This is a genomic window from Rhizobium sp. BR 250, assembly GCF_047445855.1.
In the GTDB taxonomy this organism is placed as follows: domain Bacteria; phylum Pseudomonadota; class Alphaproteobacteria; order Rhizobiales; family Rhizobiaceae; genus Agrobacterium; species Agrobacterium tumefaciens_I.
Map to the genome: position 1 here is coordinate 174,063 of NZ_JARWKW010000012.1, position 20,636 is coordinate 194,698.

Below are 20,636 nucleotides of genomic sequence, written 5' to 3' on the forward strand. Positions count from 1 at the left end.
CAACAAAGGGAGGAACACATGAAAATTTCAAAATTTTACGGGCTGGCTCTGGCCGCCACCATTCTGGTCGCATCGATTGCACATGCCGAGACGCTGACGCTTTCGACACCGGACGCGGACAATTCCGAAATCACTCTCGCGGCCAACAAGTTTGCCGAGATCGTTTCGAAAAAGACGGACGGCAAGCTCAAGATCAAGGTGTTTCCGAACGGTACGCTTTACGGCGGCGATCCCTCCGCGGGCGTCAAGCAGCTGGCCGGTGGCTCGCTGGACATGCTGTTGAACTCGACCTCGCTTTACGCGACGTTCAATCCGAAGTTCACGGCCATCGCCATTCCCTATCAGTTCCGCGATATCGACCAGCTCCGGGTCTATCTCGACAGCGATCTCGGCAAGGAGCTTTCCACCGATCTGAGCAAGATCGGCATTCTCGGGCTCGATCTCTGGTCGCGGCCGCTGCGCCAGATCACCAATTCCAAGGCACCGATCAAATCGCCAGCCGATTTGAAGGGCATGAAGCTGCGCGTGCCGAACAACCCGCTCTGGGTCGAATTCTTCGGCGCCATGGGGGCCGCCCCGACGCCGATGGCCTTTGCCGAAGTCTATAATGCGCTCCAGCTCAAGGTCGTCGATGGCCAGGAAAACCCGGTCAACGTGCCGGTCAGCGCCAAGCTTTACGAAGTGCAGAAGTATCTGACGATCAGCAATCACATTGCCGACGCTTGGGTGCTGGGCATGAACCCGGGGCGCTTCGAAGGTCTCGACGAGAACTTCAAGACCGCGCTTAAGGAAGCGGCCGTTGAGACGGAAGCTTGGAAGGCCCAGAACGACGCTGCCGATATCGACAAGTCGCTCGAAACGCTGAAGAAGAACGGCATGGAGGTCAACACGCTGACCGACGATGAGCGCAAGGCTTTCGTGGCGGTGGCGGCCGGCCTTTCGGCGAAGTTCTCCGCACTGGTGAAAGACCAGGCGTTCTTCGACAAGACGCAGGCTTTCCTTAAGACGAACTGACGTTTTCGCGCATGGAGGGCCGGATTTTGATCCGGCCTTCCCCGACGTCATGCAAGGTTGCCTTGTGGTTATGGCAGGGTGGCATTCGTTTTACCGGGTATCCGGTTTCAGCAGTGGAAGGGTATTGTCATGAACGATACGAAACCTTCGGTGCTCGGCACCATCATCAAACTCATCGCCGATGTAGCCGCAGGGGCGGCCTGTGCCGGCATTCTCATCGTCGTTCTTCTTCAGGTCATCGGCCGCCTCGTCGGCAGTCCGCTTCCCTGGACGGAGGAGGCGACGCGCTTTCTCTTCATCTGGATGGTCTTCCTCGGCCTTGCCGCCGGTTTTCGCACCGTTGAAAGCGCCCGTGTCGTAGTGTTTCTGGTGTTGTTTCACCGCTTCTTCCGGCGGCTGGCGGTGCCGATCTATGTCGGTTCATCCGTGTTCTTCTTCGGTATGATGGGCTGGACGGGCCTGACACTGGTGCGCCAGCAGATCATGATGAACGAGGCTGCCGCCACCCTGCCGATCCCGATGTGGGCCATCGGCATCGTGTTGCCGGTCTCCGCCATCATCGCTGTGCTCGCGATCATCGAATCGCTACGCAGCCGCCGGGAGCTCATAGCGCTTCCCGAGCTTGGCCTGCCGGCGGACGAGATCGCCCATGCCGATATCTCCATTTCAGCAGGACATTGATCCATGTCGGTCTTTCTTCTCATCGCCTTTTTCGGTCTCAGCATGCTTGGTGTGCCGCTTGCCATTGCGCTGGCGCTCGCCAGCGTCGGCACACTCTGGCTCTTCACCTCCATGCCCATGGACCTGCTGTCTCAGACAATGTTCTCGTCGATGAACTCCTTCCTCCTCGTCGCCGTGCCGCTTTTCATCCTCGTCGGTACCGTCATGGAGCGGGGGCGGGTGGCGGAACGCATCTTCGATTTCGCCGAGGCCATGGTCGGCTGGCTTCCCGGCGGGCTTGGCCACGTCAACGTCATCTCCTCGGTGATCTTCTCCGGCGTCTCCGGCTCATCCGTCGCCGATATCGCCTCGGTTGGGGCCATCGAGATCAAGGCGATGGAGCGCCATGGATTTCCGAAGGGTTATGCCGTCGGCATGACGCTCTGCACCTCGACGCTCTCCTCGATCATTCCGCCGTCGATTCTGATTGTGATTGCCGGCTCGATCGCCAATGTGTCCATCGGCACGCTGCTGATCGCAGGCCTGGTGCCCGGCCTTTTCATCGCCCTCGCGTTTCTGGTCTTCAACCACTTCTATTCGGTGCATTACGGCTACAATCCGCCGACCCCGTTTAATTTCCGTCTGGTCGTCGTCACCGGTTTGCGTGCCATCCTGCCGATGCTGACCCCGCTTATCCTGATCATCGGTATCGCCAGCGGCCTGTTCACGCCGACGGAAGCAGCAGCCATCGCGGTGGTCTATGTGGCGGTGCTGGGTGTGCTGGTCTATCGCACCCTGCCGGCGCGGGAACTGCCGGAAATCCTGATTTCCACGGCGCGCATTTCCGGCACCATCCTGTTCATCGCCGCCACCTCGCAGCTTGCCGCCTGGGTTTTCACCTTCGATGGGCTGCCCGAACAGGTGGCCGAGCTTTTGAAGGCCATGAACCTCGGTCCCATGACCGGCATGCTCGTCATCTTCGTCTTCCTGCTGATCATCGGCATCTTTATGGAAGCGATCCCGGCCATGTTCATCCTCATCCCGGTGCTGATGCCGCCGGTTGAGGCGCTGGGTATCGATCCGATCCATTTCCTGATCGTGACTGTCATGACGCTGACGCTCGGGCTGGTGACGCCGCCGGTGGGGGTCTGCCTGTTTGCGGCGGCACAGGTGGCGAATATGAAGATCGAGGATGTTATTCGCGGTTCGCTAGCGCCGATGACGGTGCTGACGCTCGCCATCTTCGCGCTGGTGCTTTTCCCGGTGCTGACGCTCGGGCCGATCAGGCTTATGGGGCTTTATTGACGAGAAAACGGATTGCCTGAAACCTCACACAACGCGACGGGTTTGCCACTCGTCGCGTTGTTTTCGCATCCACTCCAGAAACAGCGAGACCTTTCTCTGCCGCAGATGGGAATGCGGGCAAACGATCCATTGCGTGACGAGCCTTATACGCGGCGCATCCGCCACGGCCGGGACCAGCATTTTGTCTTGCAGCTCCCGCTCCATCATCAAGGTGCTTTCCAGTGCCACGCCGATACCGAGAACGGCGGCGTCAATTGCCATGTGGCTTCGGTCGAACAGGACACGCCGCCAGCGCTTTTCGGCTGTTACTCCGGCCAATGGAAACCAATGGTTCCATTGCGCCTGTGCCTTGACCGAATGGATCAGCCGCTCATTCTGCAGCTCTTCCGGCAGAAACTTTCCTGCTCCCTGATAATTCGGTGAACAGACCGGCAGGAATTCCTCCTCCACCAGCCCTTCCACGAATAGGCCCGGCCAGCGGCCATCGCCATGGCGCAATTCAATATCGACAAGCTCCTGCGAAAAATCGGTGGGCTCGTTGGTGCCGTCGAGGCGCACTTCCAGTTCCGGATGTTCTTCTAGAAAGGAGCCGAGACGCGGCAAAAGCCATTTGTTGGAGACGGTGGGTGTTGCCCGGACCGTCAGCGTGGTTATCGAGCGGAAGCCACGAATATTGTCGGTGGCGTCGGATATCTGTTCGATCTGGGCGGTGATCATCGAGAAATACCGCTCGCCCGCTTCGGTCAGCGTCACCTTGCGGCCGGTCCGCGCCATTAGCGTCGTGCCGAGCTGGCCTTCCAGCAACTGGATCTGCTGGGAAACGGCCGAAGGCGTGACGCTCAGTTCCTCCGCCGCCCGCGAAATGCTGCCTGCCCTTGCCGCAACGTGGAAAACGAGGATCGATTTTATCGGGATTTGCATGGTTAAGTCTTCGCTAAACGGATCAAGGTGGTCACCTGAATATCACAGGTGACCGCCTTGATGGAAAGCGTTGAACGCGAGGCTTTTAGCGGTGGCTCGGCAGTTTTGGCAGGAACACCGTGAGCAGGCCGAGGAGCGGCATGTAGGAGCAGATGCGGTAGACGAATTCGATGCCTTCCTTGTCTGCATAAACGCCCAGAACCGCAGCCCCGATGCCGCCGAAACCGAAGGCGAAGCCGAAGAACATGCCGGCAATCAGGCCGACCCGTCCCGGCACCAGCTCCTGCGCGAACACGACGATGGCCGAGAAGGCGGAGGAGAAGACGAAGCCGATGACGACGACCAGAACCGCTGTCCAGAACAGGTTCGCATAGGGCAACATCAGCGCAAAGGGAATGACGCCGAGGATCGAGAACCAGATGACGACGCGGGAGCCGAAGCGGTCACCGATCGGGCCACCGAAGAACACGCCCAGTGCCGAGGCGCCGAGGAAGAGGAACAGCAGAACCTGCGCATCCTGCACACCAAGGCCGAACTTGTCGATGGTGTAGAAGGTGAAGTAGCTGGACAGGCTGGCGAGATAGGCGTTCTTGGTGGCAGTCAGAACCACCAGCACCAGAAGCGTCATCATGACCGTGCCGCGTGCCAGCGGCAGGGCGCGGCTGACGGGTGCCTTGCCGACGGTTGCGCGCCGGTGACGGGTATACCAGACGCTGACCCAGGAAAGCACGCCGAAGCCGAGGAGTGCGATCAGCGAGAACCAGCTGAGGCTCGACTGGCCGAGCGGGATGACGATGAAGGCGGCGAGCAGCGGACCGATGGCCGTACCGGTATTGCCGCCCACCTGGAAGAAGGACTGGGCAAGTCCATGGCGGCCGCCGGATGCCAAGCGGGCGACACGGGAGGCTTCCGGATGGAAAATCGCCGAACCGACGCCGATGAGGCAGGCGCCAGCGATCAGCACGGCGAAGCTGTGCGCGAAGGCGAGCGTGATGAGGCCGGCGCAGGTGGACAGCATGGCAACCGGCAGGGAGAATGGCATGGGCCAGCGGTCCGTCACCATGCCGACGACCGGCTGCAGCAGCGATGCGGTGACCTGGAAGGCGAAGGTGAGCAGGCCGATCTGCATGAAATCGAGTGCGTAATTGGCTTTCAGCAATGGATAAAGCGACGTCAGCAGCGATTGCATGATGTCGTTCAGCATGTGGCAGAAGCTGGCGGCTGCGATGATTGAAAACGCCGTGCGTTGCGGGTTGAAGCCGGCGCTGGTGACGGTGGCCATGATGAATCCTCTCGAGATTCCCGCCCGATCAGCGGGAAACATGTCTTTCTTTCTTCCCGCTTTTATTCATATTGTTTCTGGCCTGCATTTGTGTTCTGGACGATTTTCTTTGTGAGTGGGCCAAATGGCAAAAATCAAATCGTTGACCTACGGCTCCTTCTCGGCCGAAGACCACGACTATATGCTGAACCTGATCGATGGCACCAACGAACCGGTGCTGGCGCTTTGCCGTACCTACTCCAAGGGGCACCGGGGCCCGATCCACAGCCATCGCAGGACGCAGATCTGGTACGCCCATCGCGGTGTGGTTCTGGTCAGCACCGCAGATGGCCGCTGGATGATACCGCCCGGCCACGGGCTCATTATTCCCGCCGGGCTGGAACACGAATCGGAGACCATCTCGACGGTGGAAATGCATTCGATCTACGTGCATCCCGATCTGTTTCAGGCCGAGGTGCCGAGAGTGGTGGAAATCACCGCACTTGCCTCCAGCCTGATTGCGGAGTTGCTGTGCGAAGAGCATCAGCCGGTCGCCTTCCATCGGCGAGGTCTGGTGCGGGCACTGTTGCTGGATGAAATCAACCGCTTGCCGGAACGCCCGCTCGGATTGCCGTTTCCCGGTAATCAGCGTCTTGCCGGATTATGTCGCGATTTCCTGAATAAGCCTGTGGCGCGGGTGGAAATCGATGACTGGGCCGCCGCCATGGGCATCAGCCGCCGCTCCTTCACGCGGCTTTTCCGTCAGGAACTCGGGGTGAGTTTTGTCACCTGGCGCCAGCAGGCCTGCATCTTCGCCTCCCTGCCGCGACTGGCCGCAGGGGAGGCGGTGACCAATGTGGCGCTGGATGCCGGCTACGAAAACATCCCGGCCTTCACCACCATGTTCCGGCGGATGCTGGGCAGCTCACCGCGTGCCTATCGCCAGGCGGCGCGACGGCGAGGCGGGGCCTTTCCAGATTTGGAAGAGGTTGGGGGCTAGGCTTTCCGATGCGCTCTCTTTTCTCATGCCTGTGACAGGCAAACCCCTTCTGGTTTCACTCCGATGCACTCAGTGCAGCCCGCCAACCCCGAGATGCGTATCGACAATATCCGGGTTCTCCGCCAGTTCGCTCGACGGCCCTTCCCAGACGATGCGGCCGCGTTCCATGATGATGGCGTGGTCGGCGAAGTCGATGGCCATCTGGATGCGCTGTTCGACGAGGAGAATCGTCATTTCGCCGGATTGGGCGAGTTTGGAGAAGGCGGCCATCAGTTCTTCGCAGATGACGGGGGCGAGGCCTTCGAGCGGTTCGTCGAGCAGCAACACGCGCGGCTGGCCGAGAATGGTGCGGGCGGTGGAGAGCATCTGCTGTTCGCCGCCGGAAAGTTGCGAACCGAGATTGCGGCGGCGCTCCTTCAGGCGCGGAAACAGCGTATAGGCTTCCTCGATGGCCGATTTCGGCCGGGTCTTGAGGCCGACGAAGAGGTTTTCCTCGACTGTGAGGGTGGGAAACACATCGCGGGTCTGCGGCACGTAACCGAGGCCGGCTTTGGCACGGGCAGCGCTCGGCAGAGCGGCGATGTCCTGTCCGCCGATGCGGATATCGCCGGCAAAACGTTTCGTCTGGCCGGCCAGCGTGGCGAAGAGGCTGGTCTTGCCGACGCCGTTGCGGCCGAGCACGGCAAAACGCGAGCCCGACGGCACGGAAAGCGACAGGCCCTCGATGACCCTTGTCGGCCCGTAACCGGCGGTGAGATTGACGATTTCAAGCGGCGCTGCGGGCATCGGCGTAACTTCCCAGATAAGCTTGGCGGACTTCCGCATTGCTGGTGACGTCTTCCGGCGAACCGTCGAAAATGACGGCGCCGGCAGCCAGAACGATGACGCGTCTGGCGAAACGGAAGACCAGATCCATGTCGTGCTCGATCATCAGGATCGCGAGGTCGGCGGGCAGCCGGTCGAGCGCCTGTTCGATGCGCGCCGTCTCAGTGGAAGGCACGCCGGCCGCCGGTTCGTCGAGAAGCAGAATTTTCGGGCGAAGCGCCATGGCAAGCGCGATTTCGATCAGCCGCTGCTGGCCATAGGCGATTTCACGCACCCTTGTTTCTGCAAGCGGCAGAAGGCCAAGCGTGCCGAGAATGTCGCGGGATTCGCTCATGACCGAGGGCATGGCGCGGTAACGGCCGAAAATCCGGCCCGTCTTGCCTTCCCGCTGGAGGATGGCGAGTGCGACATGTTCCTCGGGCGTCATGTCCTGAAACAGCCGGGTGACCTGGAAGGAGCGCACGAGGCCGCGCTTCACGCGCTGGCTGGCGCTGAGACCCGTCACGTCCTCGCCGGCGATGCGCGCCGTGCCTGCCGAGGGTTTGATATTGCCGGTGACGAGATTGACGAAGGTCGTCTTGCCGGCGCCATTCGGGCCGATCAGCACCGTGCGGTCTCCCGGCGAAAGCGACAGCGAGACATTGTTGGTGACGACGAGGCCGCCGAAATTCTTCTGCAGGCCGGAGACTTCGAAAATGGCACTCATTTGCGACCTCCACGGATGCGCGCAATGATCTGCTCACCCGCGCCATAAAGCCCGCGCGGTGCGAAGAGCACGACGGCAATCAGCAGCAGGCCGACTATGGTGAGCCAGTGGAACGGATTGGCGGCGGAAACGACATCCTCGAACCACATGAAGGTGACGGTGCCAATCAGCGCGCCGTAAAGCGAGCCCGCGCCGCCGAGCACCAGCATGACCAGCCCCTCGGCCGAAAGCGTGAAGCTGAGGCTGTCGAGGCCGACGACCTGGGTGGAAATGGCGTTGAGCGCACCGCCAATGCCGGCGACGATGCCTGATATCACGAACATCTTCAAAATCGTGCCGTTGACGGAGCCGCCCATGGCCTGAATGCGGACGCTGTCCTGCTTGACGCCGCGGCACAACATGCCGAAGGGCGAATTGACCACCACCTTGAGGGCGAGGAAAACGAGGAGCAGCAAACAGACGCCGTAGATATAGGCGGTGCAGCCGAAAAGATCGAATTCAAAGGTGCCGAACAGCGCGTCCGGGGAAACGCCTGATAGCCCGTCGCTGCCGCCGGTCCAACCGGATGCCTTGTTGGCCGCCTCGTGGAACAAATGGATGACGGCAATGGAGAGAACGAGCTGCGGCAGGCCGTGGGCGCGCAGCAGCACCGTGCCGGAAAGCAGCCCCGCCACGCCGCCCGCCGCCGCGCCGATCACGGTCATCAAAAGCGGATCGGTGATCTCGAAATGGGCAGCGGCGATGCCGGCCGCATAAGCGCCCGCGCCGAAGAGGGCGGCATGGCCAAGCGTTGCGACGCCGCAATAGCCGGTGACGAGATCGATCGACAGCACCAGGAGCGCAATGGCGATGATGCGGGTCAGAAGCGCCAGATTATCCGGAAACAGGTAATAACCGGCAATCGCGGCGGCGATGATGATGAGCGGTCCCGCAAGCGTGCGCAGCGGCGAGCGCGTCTTCGGAGTGTCTGCCGTTTCAGTCACGTCGTTCATGAGCACCGCCATCTCATTTCGCCCTTCCGAGAAGGCCGCGCGGGAACAAGGTGATGATCACGATGACCGCCAGATAAAAGAAGAATTCGCCATATTCCGGGGCGAGATATCGCCCGGTCGTATCGATGGCGCCGAGCAGCAGGCAGGCGATCAACGCGCCGGGAATGGAGCCCGCGCCGCCAACCGAGACCACCACGAGGAAAGTGACCATGTAGCGCAGCGCATAATAGGGTTCCACCGGCAGCAGCTCCGCGCCGATGACCCCGCCCATGGCGGCAAGGCCGACGGCAATGGCGAAGCTGACGGCGTAGATAATCTCGGTGCGTACGCCGAGTGCCGCCGCCATGGCGGCATTATCGACCGCCGCCCGCAGCTTGATGCCGAAGGCGGTCTTTTCGAAGGTGAACCACAGCGCGCCGGCCACGGCCAGACCGCAGGCAATGGCGAAGATGCGGTGGGTGGCGATGGTGCGGAAGCCGAGATCGGTGGGGCCGGCCAATTGTTGCGGCAAGGGAATGGTTTTGAGTGTCGGCCCGAACACAAAATTGGCGATGCCGATGATGCAGAAGGTGATGCCGATGGTCATCAGCACCTGTGTCAGCTCCGGCGCGCCATAGATGCGGCGATAGAGGAAACGCTCAAGCGGAATGGCGATGACGATGGTACCGACAATGGCGACAAGGATCGCCGCCGCATAACCGAGGCCGAGGCCATGGGCGGCGTAGGAGGCGAGATATCCGCCGATCATGGCGAAGGCGCCATGCGCCAGATTGACAACCCGCATCAGCCCCATCGTCACCGAAAGGCCGATGGAGATGATGAACAGGACCATGCCATAGGCAAGCGCATCGATGAGGATGCTGAAGACCGTCTGCATGCTGAAAAAACTCCTCCCGGTGCTGCAACGCCCGTCCGGGCCGGAACCGAACCGCCATAGGGGCGGTTCGACCGTTTCAAGAATGGCCGCTATGGTGGCGGCGAGGCCGGTGTCGCCGGTTATTTCGCGGCGGCGAGACCCGGATCGCCCTGCTTTTCGAAGGTCTGGACTTCCTTGTTGTAATAGCTGCCGTCATCCGCCTTGGCCACTTCGCGCAGATAGATGTTCTGCGTGATGTGGCGGCTTTCCGGATCGATGCTGACAGGGCCGCGCGGGCTTGTCCAGGAAAGACCCTTCACTGCGTCCACCGCCTTTTCCGCATCCTGTTTGCCGCCGGTGGCCTCGATCATCTTGCTGATGACATACATGCCGTCAAAGGCGCCAACTGCGGGGAAGGACAGTTCCTTGGGATTGCCGATCGCCTTGGCGGCGGCTTCCACGAAGGTCTTGTTCTCAGGCGAATCATGCGAGACGGCGTAATGGAAGGTCGTCTGCATGCCGAGTGCGGCTTCGCCCAGCGCCGGCAGGTCGGATTCCTGCGTGAGGTCACCAGGTGCGAAGAGCTTGACGCCTGCGGATTTCAGGCCGTTATCGTTGAAGGCCTTGACGAAACCGAGCGTGGTCGGGCCCGACGGCAGGAAGGCGAAGACGCCTTGCGCGCCGGAATCTTTCACGCGCTGCATGATCGGGCTGAAATCGTTGGTGGAAAGCGGCATGCGGATGGTTTCCACCACCTCGCCGCCGGCGGCGGTGAATGCCGCCTTGAAGGCGTTTTCGGCATCGACGCCCGGGCCGTAATCGCTGACCAGCGAAATGACCTTCTTCACGCCGCCGTCAAAGGCCACTTTGGCGATGGGGGTGGAGGTCTGCCAGGTGGTGAAGGAGGTGCGCACCACATAGGGGCTCTTGGTCACGATGGCCGAGGTGGCGGCATTCATGATGACCATCGGCACATTGCCCTGCTTGAGCAGCGGCGTGACGGCCATGGCATCGGGGGTGAAATAGAAGCCGGCGAGATATTGCACGCCTTCCTTCACCACCAGTTCCTGCGCCAGCGCCTTGGACTGAGCAGGATCCGCCTGCGGCACATCGCGATAAAGGACCTCGACCGTGTCATCGCCGACCTTGTTGCCGTGAAGGGCGAACCAGGCGTCAATGCCGGCCTTGAAGTTCTTGCCCTGCAGCGCAAACGGGCCGGAGAACGGACCGACCACGCCGACCTTGATCGTCTCGGCATAAGCAGCGGAACTGAAGCAGATGGCCGCGATTGCGGCGGTGATCCGTAATTTCATGATTTCCTCCCAATTGATCCGTGGCTCCCATCCACCGATCCAGTCTGCAAGATTGGTGAGTGCGATCATTAAAGTAAAATGAAATAAGGGCGGCAATAAATAACCTGACGGTTATCAATACCCCGTCGTTTTGTTCTACCCATGCCGGATCGAGCATAAGCGTCGCTCTGGCGATTCTCAAATCGGGCTGGCAATTCCTGCCGCGAAATCAGCTTCGGGCAAACTCGGCGCGCGATAGTGCCCATGCCGAGGCGAACCCCTGCCTTAACCAGTTCTAAGGGGATTGTTCGTAGTCTCGCAAAGCATATTTTGGAACTTTATTTGGTGTCTTGATGGGCGAATATCAGAACAAAGCTGTTGAGCTGATGCGAAATCGCGTCGGGGAAAATATGCTCAACAACAGGATCGAGCGTCGTGAAGGCTTCCTGCGCAAGGCGCTCACGCTTTATTATGCGATGGGCGGGACGGCAGGTGACATCCAGGCTGCGGTGAAGGATGCGGCGGCCGCGCCGGCGCCAACCATCGACGTGGCCGTCGGCGACGTCATGTACAAGCTCGCGGCGATCGGGCACGTTGCCGATCTCGATATTATCCAGGCGGGTTATAACAAGCTCGATGCGGCGAACCTGCATATTCTCAGCAAGGGCAAACAGCTGTTGCAGAAGCAGCGGGAACAGAAGCCCGCCATCACGCCGGCGAAATAGGCTTCCCTTTCTCTGTCTTTTGCTGGCTGCGATTAAAGATATGCCCCAACATCCGGTTGGGGCACAGGCTCTTGATCACCACCTGCCTCAGGTGGCGACTGGTATCCAGATTTCCACGATTCCCCGCCCCGTTTGTGGATCGAAGCGTCGGTCGTACAGCTCAAAATCAGGGGAGGGGGCGGTTTTCAGTCCGGCATCCGCCAGCGCCTTGTTCCAGATCGTATAAACCGTTTTGGGAAGATCAGAGATGTGGCCGTTGTGGACAAAAACCGCGTAGGATTGCGCGGGTCTTCAGTGCTTTGACACCGGCGAGATATTTGCAGTTGCCGGCTTCATCGGCAATGCTGCATACGCCGTAAGCAGCTCCGGCCACCGCTTCTTCGACCTCGCTTTCGCGTATATTGAAGCTCTGCCACAGGGCTGGAATGGCACCGTTGTTTTCCAGTGAACACGGGGTGCTGAGACCGACCACCATAAAGGCGTCGCACCGGCGCATTTCCGGCGGCTGGACTTCGATGAACATGTCTTTCTTCATTTTTAATGGCTCCATGAGATCAAGGGATGAGGTTGATCGGGCCTTGCGAACAGTGCTCGGTAATATGTTGAAATAATTCGCGAAGGCTCGCGTGAACGCCTCATGGGACCCGTATCCCGCATCAAGCGCGACAGCGAGGATGTCACCATCGCATCTTGCCATCGTTTTGGCCGCCTCGGATAGTCGACGAGCCCGAACATAGGACATGATCGACAGGCCGGTGGCGAGCTGAAACAACCGGCACATGTGATGTGTGCTGATCGCGCAGCGGTCGGACAGGGCTGTCAATGTCAGGTTTTTATGCAGATCGGTTTCGATCTGCCAGATGAGCTTGTCCAGGGCGGGCATGGGGTCTCCTGTGGTTCACGCCCGCACCATGCAAAACCGTTCCGCTTCCTGCTTGATCGGGTTTGACTTGTTATCGCGTGCGCGGCCAACAATACAGGAGGACCCTGAACCGGTCTGGGAACCGCTAGGCCGTTTTCATTCCCGCCGTTTCGTTTTCATGATAGCGCGCCCGGAAAAGCGGGCGCGCCGGCAGTGCCGTTTCCAGCAGAGATATCAGGCGACCTGTGGTGACAGAATTTCCTGCCAGGCCTCATAGGCGGAAAGAACCGTCTCCATCTGCGCGGTATGGCCGGTGATGAAATCATCGCCATAGATCGTTTCATCGGGATATTCGGTGATCAGCGTCATCGGCACGGTGTGGCGGTCGTCGATGGAGGACAGGCACGGGAAGCCGTTGATGATGCGGAAACCGGTTTCGCCGGCGTGGATTTCATAAAGCGCGATCTGGCGGTTATTGTAGTCGAGCAGGCCGGGAATCGCACCGAGATGGCGGGTTACCTTGTCGAGCAGGGCTTCCGCCTGGCTTTCCCAATCCGCATGGTGGCGGATGATGAGGAAGAAGCCCTTCGGCAACGTCCACATGGCGAAATTGCGCGGCACATATCCGGATAGAGGCCGGGTCCACTCGTGAGAGGGATAACCGTGCAGGTTCACATGCAGGCTCGCGCCGCTGATCTCCTGCGCCTTGAAGCGGATTTCCTTCTCGTTGAGATGGACTCCCGAATTTTCCCGCGTGCGATATTCGAGATCGTCGCCAAGTGCGGTGTAACGCGCCGCATGGTGCATGTGACGCGGATTGTCGACGCGCAGGCGTTGGTGCAGGGCGTAACCGTCAGGATTTTCCAGCGGCCAGATGGTGAAATGCGCGCCCTTGCGCCGCGCGAGTTTGCGGGCGGCACGGATTGCGCCGACGATGCCTGTGGTTTCGTTCGGGTGCTGACCGCCGCTCACCATCACGGCGGCATCGCTGCCGACGACATAACGGGCGGCAAGAATACGGCCGGAACGGGAGCGGGCATCGAAGGCCTCGCCGCCGATCTCTTCAAGCAGCTTCGCGAGCTGGCCTGCCGCAACCGGTTCGCTGGCCATATCGATCTGCTGTTCGCGGCCATCGAGAAAGGCGGTGGTGAGCGTGCGTGCCTCGATGCGGACTGAGACTTCGCCTTCGCTTTTGACGATTTCCGGCACGATCTGGCCGGGCTTCAGGCCCCGGTCACCCAGCGGCCGGCCGGATTTTTTCTGGAAGAACTCCAGGAGCGAGAAGTAGAAATCCTCATGCAGGGCTTCGCGCAGGCTGACGACCTCATCGCCGAGGGAGAGCGGCAAATCTTCGGCCGGATGCGCGACGCGGATGTTCAGTTCCTCGAAATAGGGCTCTTCATCGCCCCAGCCGTGGTTGACGACGGCATTGATCGCCGCTTCGAAAAGCTGCTCGTAATCCGTCTCCAGCCGCTCGCCCGTAGCATTACCGGCAGGCCGGAACCAGCCGGTTGGCGAGACATTGGTTTCGCCGACGATATCCGTATGAACCCGGTTTGGGGCGAGAACCTTCAGGGTTTCCTTCTTGCCGTTGCGGCTCAGCGCAACGTCATAGTGGAAGGCGTCATCTTCGCGGGCGATGAAATCGATCTTCGCATCGCCCACCAGCGCCGCCAGCGGATAGGCCTCCAGCCGGAAACGGTTGGCGGGGGCGTTCGCGTGCACGGGGTAACGCACCTCGATGGTGTCGACGCCATCCAGATTGATCTCTTCCAGAAAGGTGAAGAGAAGCGGCTTGTAGGCGCTGCGGATGCGAGCGCTGACGCCTTTTTTCTTTAGCCTCTCTTCGGCTTCGCGGCGGCTTTTGGCGTCATCGAAGGTCCATGCCTCAAAGGACTGGCCGGGCTCGGCATTGGCGAGAAGCGTATCCAGCGTGCGTTCGAAAGTCTGGTCGAAAATCTGGCTCATCTGGATTACCTCGAGGTTCTGCCTGTTGGGTCAAGGCTGTCGCGCAGCCAGTCGCCGAGAAGGTTGAGGCCAAGCACAGTCAGAAGAATCGCAAGACCCGGGAAGACGCTGACCCACCATGCCGTCTGCAAATAGGTACGTCCATCCGCCAGCATGCCGCCCCAGCTCGGAATGGTCGGATCAACGCCGAGGCCGAGGAAGGTGAGGCTGCTTTCAAGCAGGATGTTGTTGGCGACATTGAGCGTCATCAGCACGATGACGGGGCCGATGAGGTTTGGCAGCAGGTGCTGGAGAATGATGCGCCAGTCCTTCACACCGATGGCGCGGGCAGACAGGATGAATTCGCGTTCTCTCAGCGTCAGCACCGAGCCGCGCACGAGGCGGGCATATTGCACCCATTGCGAGACGATCAAGAGGATGATCGTGTTGGTGAGGCTGCCGCCGACAATGGCGATGAAGGTGATGGCCAGAAGAATGAAGGGCATGGCGAGCTGGATATCGGCAAAGCGCATGACCAGCATATCCCAGAAGCCGCGATAATAACCGGCGACCAGACCGACGGCGACACCGAAGATGACCGCACCGATGACCGAGGTGAAACCGACCAGCAGCGAAATCTTGCCGCCGGCGACAACACGGGCGAGCACGTCACGTCCGAGCGGATCGGTGCCGAGCGGATGGGCGGCATTGGCGAAGGGCTTGGCAAGGCGCGCCATCAGGTCGATCTTGTCCGCACCGCCCGGAAACAGCACGTCGGAAAAGACGACGGCAAGGCAGATGACGGTGGTGAGAAACGCGCCGAGGACGAATTCCAGATTGGTGAAGCGCGCGAGACGCGAGGTTTTGGCAGCCATCGTCACTTACTCCGTGCGGATGCGCGGATCGACAAGCCCATAGGCGATATCGACCAGAAGGTTGATGCCGACGATCATCAGCGACAGCACGGTGATGACGGCCTGAAGCACGGGATAGTCACGCGCGCCGACCGCATCGAAAGCCAGCGTGCCGAGGCCCGGCCAGTTGAAGACGCGCTCGATGACGACGATGCCGCCGAGCAACCCGCCAAATTGCAGGCCGAAATAGGTGATGAGCGGAATGGCGCAATTGCGCAGCGCATGTTTGTAGAGAACCTTGCTTTCGCTGAGGCCCTTGGCGCGCGCAACCATGACATATTGTGAACGCAGCGTATCGAGCATGGCGGTGCGCACCAGGCGGACATTGGTTGCCGTCAGGATCACACCCATCGTCACTGATGGCATGACGTAGCTGGCAAAACCGCCCATGCCGCTTGGCGGCAGCCAGCCGAGCGTGATGGAGAACAACAGCACCAGCATGGTGGCGAGCCAGAAATTCGGGAAGGACAGACCGACGAGCGAGAAGATGCGGATCACCTGATCGGCCGTCTTGCCGCGCGAGGTCGCGGCCTTGATGCCGAGCGGGATGGAAAGCGCGATCGAGACCGCCATCGAGATGAAGGCCAGGAGCAGCGTGGCGGGCAGGGCATCGGCAATCAGTCGCGAAACCGGCGTGCTACCGGTGAAGCTGCGGCCGAAATCGAGCGTCACGAGGCCCTTCAGGAAGCTGAAATATTGTACGAAGAACGGCCGGTCGGTGCCCAGCGCCGCACGGATGCGCGCCAGATCGTCTTCCGTCATGCTGCCGCCGCCCTGGAACATGGTGACGGCCGGATCGCCGGTGAGGCGGATGGCGAAAGAAACGAGAAGGGTGATGGCGATGACGACAAAAATCGCCTGCAGCAATCGCTTGATGAGGAAACCGGCCACGTTTTTTACCTTGCGAGGAAACGGGGGAAGAGAAATCCCGCCTTGCCCGCGAGAGGCGGACAAGGCGGCGTGTCAGAGGATCACCCGCCTATTCGACGGTCACGTCGGTCAGCTTCAGGCGGTTATCCGGCGGTGCGACAAAACCCTTGACCCGCTTGTTGATGCCGTAAATGGCATTGGTGTTGTAAAGCGGGATTTCCAGCGCGCGTTCGGCGGTATAGCTGCCGATTTCCTTGAGGATCTTTTCGCGCTCGGCACGGTCGGTCAGCGGACGCTGGGATTCCAAGAGCTTGTCGAGCTTCTCGTCCTTGTCATAGGGGTTCCACTTTTCACCCGAGTGGTACATGGAATAGGCCGTGTTGTCGTAATCGAAGGTCCAGCCGCCCCATTTCTGCTGGAACATCGCGCCGGTCTTGCCCTGCGGGATGATGTCGTTCAGCAGCACGTTGGTTTCATAGGGCTTGATGGTGGCGGTGATGCCGACCATGGAGAGGTAGCTGGAAATGACCTGTGCCACTTCGTTCATCGTCGCGTCATTGCCACGGATATCGATCTGCAGCGCCGCACCCGGCTTGACGCCGGCTTCTGCGAGAAGCTTTTTCGCGCCTTCCGGATCGTAAGGCAGCGGCTTCAGTTCCGGATCGTAACCGAAGGACAGCGCGCTCTGGAAGCTCGCGATCTCCGATGCCTGGCCGGCGAGGATCGACTTGACGATCGTGCCGCGGTCGACCGCCATGATGATCGCCTTGCGCACCTTCGGATCGGCGGTAATGCCGTCGTGGGTGTTGAAACGCAGCGCATCGACGGTCGGGCCGGGAACGCTGACGATCTGAAGCTTGGAATCGCCTTCGATAACCGGGATCATACCAATCGGGATGGTGGGCGGAATGACGAGATCGACGCGGCCGGCCTGCAATTCGGCAACGGCGGTCGCCGGCTCGGCGATGAAGCGATATTCCAGTTCGGAAAGCTTTGGCGCGCCGCCCCAGTAATCCGGGTTGGCTTCGAGCTTGATGTTGTTTTTCGGCGCGTAGGACACGAATTTGAACGCACCGGTGCCGACAGGGTTGAGGTTGAAATTGTCCTCACCCTTTTCCTGAATGTACTTGGGCGGAACGATCATGCCGCCGTAACCGGCAAGCTTGGTCAAAAGCACCGGATCGGGTGCCTTCAGCTTCATGTCGACGGTATAGTCGTCGATGACATCGACGCTTTCGATGGCAACATAGTTGGAGCGCTGCGGGCCCTTGGCACCCTGTTCGCCGAGAAGGCGCTCGAAGGTGAACTTGACGGCGGCGGCGTTGAAAGGTTCGCCATTGTGGAACTTGACGTTCTGGCGCAGCTTGAAGCGGATGCGCTTGCCTTCATCGAGCTCTTCCCAGGATTCGGCAAGGCCGGGCACAACCTTCAGGTCCGGGCCGCGATAGGTCAGGCCGTCGAAGATATTGGTGGCGACGGCAGCCCACTGCACGAGGAACGTGTCGATCGGATCCCAGCTGCCGGGGTCCTGCGGGCTGGAAATGGTCATCTTGCCGGCGGCGAAAGCCGGTGCGGCGGTAAAGGCCGTGGCGGCCATGGCAAGCGCGACGAACGTTGTCGTCATCCCCTTCTTGATTATTGTCATCTACCTGTTCCTCTTCAGATGGTTGCGGTTCTGGTTGTTATTCAGGCGCTCTTCGCGATGAAGTGGCCCGGATTGATTTCCTCATGAGCGAGAACGGCTCGCTCGTCGCCGACACGGCGCACGGGATTGGGAATCTCGCCCTCGAGCATGGGGATGCGGCGCTCGATGGTCGGATCGGCAACCGGCACGGCCGACAGCAGGCGGCGGGTATAATCATGCATCGGTGTTTCGAAGACCTGCCGGCGGCTGCCCATTTCCATGATCTGGCCAAGATAAAGCACGGCGACGCGGTGGCTCATCTTTTCCACGACAGCCATGTCATGGCTGATGAAGAGATAGGCGAGACCGCGCTCGGCCTGCAGGTCCATGAACAGATTGATGATCTGCGCCTGAATGGAGACATCGAGCGCCGACAGAGCCTCATCGGCAATGATGAGCTTCGGATCGGAAGCCAGCGCGCGGGCAATGCAGACGCGCTGGCGCTGGCCGCCGGAAAACTCGTGCGGATAACGCGCGGCATGTTCGGAGCCGAGGCCCACGCGTTCCAGCAATTCATCCACGCGCCGGCGTACGGCCTTCTGATCATTGATCAAACCATGGGTGTTGATCGGCTCGGCTATGGAAAAGCCGACCGTCTTGCGCGGATCGAGCGAGGCGAAGGGGTCCTGGAAGATATATTGCACTTCCTGACGCATGCGGAACCGCTCTGCCGACGACATCTGCGAATAGCTGCGGCCATTAAAGGCAATTTCGCCTGATACGGCCGTTTGCAACTGCTGGATGGTACGGCCGATGGTGGATTTGCCTGACCCGGATTCGCCCACCAGCGCCAGCGTTTCGCCGGCGTGAATATCGAAGCTCACCTTCTGTACGGCGCTGCAACGGTGCGTCGCCTTGCCGAACAGGTTCTTGCGGATATCGAAGCGCACGAACAGGTCCTTCACCGACAGCAGCGGCTTGTCGTCATATTTCGCGGTGTCCTGCACGCGCTCTTCACCGATCACCACCGGCTGGCCATCCTGCAACACGGTAAGCGGCAGGCGCTTCGGAAACTCTTCACCTTCCATGCTGCCGAGGCGCGGTACGGCGGAAAGCAGGGCACGCGTGTAAGGGTGCTGCGGATTGGCGAAGATATCCTTCACCGGACCTTCCTCAACCTTCTTGCCCTTCCACATGACGACGACGTCATCGGCCATTTCCGCCACCACGCCCATATCATGGGTGATGAAGACCATGCCCATGCCGAGTTTCTTCTGCAGGTCGCGCATGATGTTGAGGATCTGCGCCTGAATGGTCACATCGAGCGCCGTCGTCGGCTCGTCGGCGATCAGAAGCTTCGGCCGGCAGGCGAGCGCCATGGCGATCATCACGCGCTGGCGCATGCCGCCGGAAAGCTGATGCGGATAACGCTTGAGAAGTTCGGCGGCATCGGGCAGGCGCACCATTTCGAGAAGCTCGCGGGCTTGCGCCATGGCAGCCGTCTTGCCGAGCTTCTCATGCAATATCAGCACTTCGCAGATCTGATCGCCGATGGTGAAGACGGGGTTGAGCGAGGTCATAGGCTCCTGGAAGATCATGGCGATCTCCTTGCCGCGGATCGAGCGCATCTCTTTCTGCGAAGCCTTCAGCAAGTCCTTGCCTTCAAAGACGATTTTGCCGGTGGGGTAGGTCGCGCCCATCATGTCCGCAAGGCGCATGGTGGAGAGCGAGGTGACCGATTTTCCCGATCCGGATTCCCCGACGATCGCAACGGTGCGGCCAGGCTCGACGCGGAAGGAAATATCGTCCACGACGCGGCTGTTACCAAACTCGACGCTCAGGCCTTCGACGGACAGGAGGGAGTTTGCGGCAGTCATATCATCGTCTCCGGCATGGCCTGCGCGGCAATTCTGGCGCAGTCATCTGAAATGGAAAGGGGGAAAAGGTCGCGGGCAGGCATGCGCCGGGCGGCGTCATGCGGACAGGACGGGAATGTCACGAGGGGCTGCATGTTTCAGGCCGCTGTGCCGGCGGAAGGGGCCCGGCAATTCGAAGCCCGCAATGCCGCAGAAGCGCGGCTGATGACCTCACGGGTACCAGCCGGATAATTTGCGTCGGACGCAGATTCGACAATGCGCATGAAACTGTATTCTCCCCCACCCCTGTTTTGTGGAAAAAGCTAACAAAACAGAACAATCATGTCCAGAGTGTTGAACAATTTTTGTGTACTGCTCTACAAATGCGCAAGTGCATCGATTTTAAGCGCGGGTGTGCCTGAATGTGTGGGGCGCGCACCACGCTTCTTCAGGGCTTATTGTCGGGGAAGACTGTTGCCGGTCCGCGAGTGTCGAAGATAGGTGATGGCTCCGATATGGTCGACGTCATCCTCGGGTCAAGCCCGAGGATGACGGCGGAAGGATAAGCGGGCAAACTTTATCGCGATGTCGCAATGGAGGACGATTGTATCGTTGCCCGTGTCACAGGCGGATAATCAATAACAAGGATACCGAACATGACGAATAGAACGGGCGCGGTCAGATTATCCGGCTTCCTACGTTGCGCATCGGTGGAGGATATCCAGCTTGTGGAAACCTATCTTCCCGAACACATTCGCTTGACCAGAGCGGAACCCGGTTGCATTTCATTCGAGGTGTCCCAGACCGAAGATCCGCTGATCTGGCGGGTGGAGGAGCTTTTTGCCGATCGTCATGCCTTTGATTTTCATCAGCAGCGGACGCGGGCGTCTACCTGGTTTACGGTGACCTCCGCCATTCCACGCGACTATGAAATAACGACCTTGGCTTGAACGAAAACGGGCCGCAGCGGCATTTCTGCCGGCTGCGGCCCGATCGGATTTTGGTG

The 20,636-nt window shown here is 60.2% G+C and carries 20 protein-coding genes; 6 read left to right on the forward strand and 14 right to left on the reverse strand.

Annotated features, from left to right (window positions below; translation table 11 throughout):
• The first annotated feature begins 18 nt into the window (after positions 1–18).
• The 3 genes from QD336_RS19210 (at position 19) to QD336_RS19220 (ending at position 2,979) form a co-directional block, all read left to right on the forward strand.
• The gene (locus QD336_RS19210) at positions 19–1,014 is read left to right on the forward strand and encodes a DctP family TRAP transporter solute-binding subunit (protein WP_499171780.1); all 996 of its coding nucleotides are present in this window, start codon (positions 19–21) and stop codon (positions 1,012–1,014) included.
• Between the two features lie 129 nt (positions 1,015–1,143).
• Positions 1,144–1,695: a TRAP transporter small permease gene (locus tag QD336_RS19215; RefSeq protein WP_269343088.1), complete on the forward strand. Its 552-nt coding sequence runs from the start codon at positions 1,144–1,146 to the stop codon at positions 1,693–1,695.
• Between the two features lie 3 nt (positions 1,696–1,698).
• Positions 1,699–2,979: a TRAP transporter large permease gene (locus tag QD336_RS19220; protein WP_269343090.1), complete on the forward strand. Its 1,281-nt coding sequence runs from the start codon at positions 1,699–1,701 to the stop codon at positions 2,977–2,979.
• Between the two features lie 24 nt (positions 2,980–3,003).
• Here QD336_RS19220 and QD336_RS19225 read toward each other — a convergent pair whose 3' ends face one another.
• A complete protein-coding gene (locus tag QD336_RS19225; protein ID WP_269343091.1) occupies positions 3,004–3,900 on the reverse strand; it encodes a LysR substrate-binding domain-containing protein in 897 nt (298 codons plus the stop codon).
• Between the two features lie 85 nt (positions 3,901–3,985).
• Entirely contained in the window at positions 3,986–5,182 is a 1,197-nt protein-coding gene (locus QD336_RS19230) for an MFS transporter (protein WP_269343093.1), read from the reverse strand.
• Between the two features lie 124 nt (positions 5,183–5,306).
• Here QD336_RS19230 and QD336_RS19235 point away from each other — a divergent pair, with 124 nt between their 5' ends.
• Entirely contained in the window at positions 5,307–6,161 is an 855-nt protein-coding gene (locus QD336_RS19235; protein WP_269343095.1) for an AraC family transcriptional regulator, read from the forward strand.
• Positions 6,162–6,230: 69 nt separating this feature from the next.
• On the opposite strand, the gene QD336_RS19240 is transcribed toward QD336_RS19235, so the two are convergent.
• The 5 genes from QD336_RS19240 to QD336_RS19260 all read right to left on the reverse strand — a co-directional run bounded on the left by QD336_RS19240 (position 6,231) and on the right by QD336_RS19260 (position 10,853).
• Entirely contained in the window at positions 6,231–6,947 is a 717-nt protein-coding gene (locus QD336_RS19240) for an ABC transporter ATP-binding protein (protein WP_269343097.1), read from the reverse strand.
• Positions 6,928–7,692 carry an ABC transporter ATP-binding protein gene (locus QD336_RS19245; RefSeq protein ID WP_499171781.1) on the reverse strand — a complete coding sequence of 255 codons (765 nt, stop codon included), beginning with the start codon at positions 7,690–7,692 and terminating at the stop codon, positions 6,928–6,930. Before QD336_RS19245 ends, QD336_RS19240 begins: the two co-directional genes overlap by 20 nt.
• A complete protein-coding gene (locus QD336_RS19250; RefSeq protein ID WP_499171782.1) occupies positions 7,689–8,696 on the reverse strand; it encodes a branched-chain amino acid ABC transporter permease in 1,008 nt (335 codons plus the stop codon). Before QD336_RS19250 ends, QD336_RS19245 begins: the two co-directional genes overlap by 4 nt.
• A gap of 1 nt (position 8,697) precedes the next feature.
• Entirely contained in the window at positions 8,698–9,561 is an 864-nt protein-coding gene (locus QD336_RS19255; protein ID WP_004445147.1) for a branched-chain amino acid ABC transporter permease, read from the reverse strand.
• Positions 9,562–9,680: 119 nt separating this feature from the next.
• Complete coding sequence (locus QD336_RS19260) at positions 9,681–10,853, reverse strand: ABC transporter substrate-binding protein (RefSeq protein WP_499171784.1); 1,173 nt, start codon at positions 10,851–10,853, stop codon at positions 9,681–9,683.
• 332 nt (positions 10,854–11,185) lie between these two features.
• Here QD336_RS19260 and QD336_RS19265 point away from each other — a divergent pair, with 332 nt between their 5' ends.
• A complete protein-coding gene (locus tag QD336_RS19265) occupies positions 11,186–11,557 on the forward strand; it encodes a hypothetical protein (protein WP_269343104.1) in 372 nt (123 codons plus the stop codon).
• Between the two features lie 87 nt (positions 11,558–11,644).
• On the opposite strand, the gene QD336_RS19270 is transcribed toward QD336_RS19265, so the two are convergent.
• From QD336_RS19270 to QD336_RS19300, 7 genes are all read right to left on the reverse strand, one after another.
• Positions 11,645–11,806: a GyrI-like domain-containing protein gene (locus QD336_RS19270; protein WP_499171812.1), complete on the reverse strand. Its 162-nt coding sequence runs from the start codon at positions 11,804–11,806 to the stop codon at positions 11,645–11,647.
• Positions 11,799–12,440, reverse strand: coding sequence for an AraC family transcriptional regulator (locus QD336_RS19275; RefSeq protein ID WP_499171785.1), 642 nt, complete (start codon positions 12,438–12,440; stop codon positions 11,799–11,801). Before QD336_RS19275 ends, QD336_RS19270 begins: the two co-directional genes overlap by 8 nt.
• A 213-nt stretch (positions 12,441–12,653) precedes the next feature.
• Positions 12,654–14,387, reverse strand: a complete 1,734-nt coding sequence (locus QD336_RS19280) for a M14 family metallopeptidase (RefSeq protein ID WP_499171786.1) — start codon at positions 14,385–14,387, stop codon at positions 12,654–12,656.
• Between the two features lie 5 nt (positions 14,388–14,392).
• Entirely contained in the window at positions 14,393–15,241 is an 849-nt protein-coding gene (locus QD336_RS19285) for an ABC transporter permease (RefSeq protein WP_020811984.1), read from the reverse strand.
• A gap of 6 nt (positions 15,242–15,247) precedes the next feature.
• Positions 15,248–16,171, reverse strand: coding sequence for an ABC transporter permease (locus QD336_RS19290; RefSeq protein ID WP_499171787.1), 924 nt, complete (start codon positions 16,169–16,171; stop codon positions 15,248–15,250).
• Positions 16,172–16,259: 88 nt separating this feature from the next.
• Entirely contained in the window at positions 16,260–17,795 is a 1,536-nt protein-coding gene (locus QD336_RS19295; protein ID WP_499171788.1) for an ABC transporter substrate-binding protein, read from the reverse strand.
• A gap of 41 nt (positions 17,796–17,836) precedes the next feature.
• Complete coding sequence (locus tag QD336_RS19300; RefSeq protein ID WP_499171789.1) at positions 17,837–19,651, reverse strand: ABC transporter ATP-binding protein; 1,815 nt, start codon at positions 19,649–19,651, stop codon at positions 17,837–17,839.
• A gap of 635 nt (positions 19,652–20,286) precedes the next feature.
• Between QD336_RS19300 and QD336_RS19305 the strand changes: the two genes are divergently transcribed.
• Positions 20,287–20,580 (forward strand): putative quinol monooxygenase, encoded by a 294-nt coding sequence (locus tag QD336_RS19305; protein ID WP_499171790.1) that lies wholly within the window; start codon positions 20,287–20,289, stop codon positions 20,578–20,580.
• The last annotated feature ends 56 nt before the right edge of the window (positions 20,581–20,636 follow it).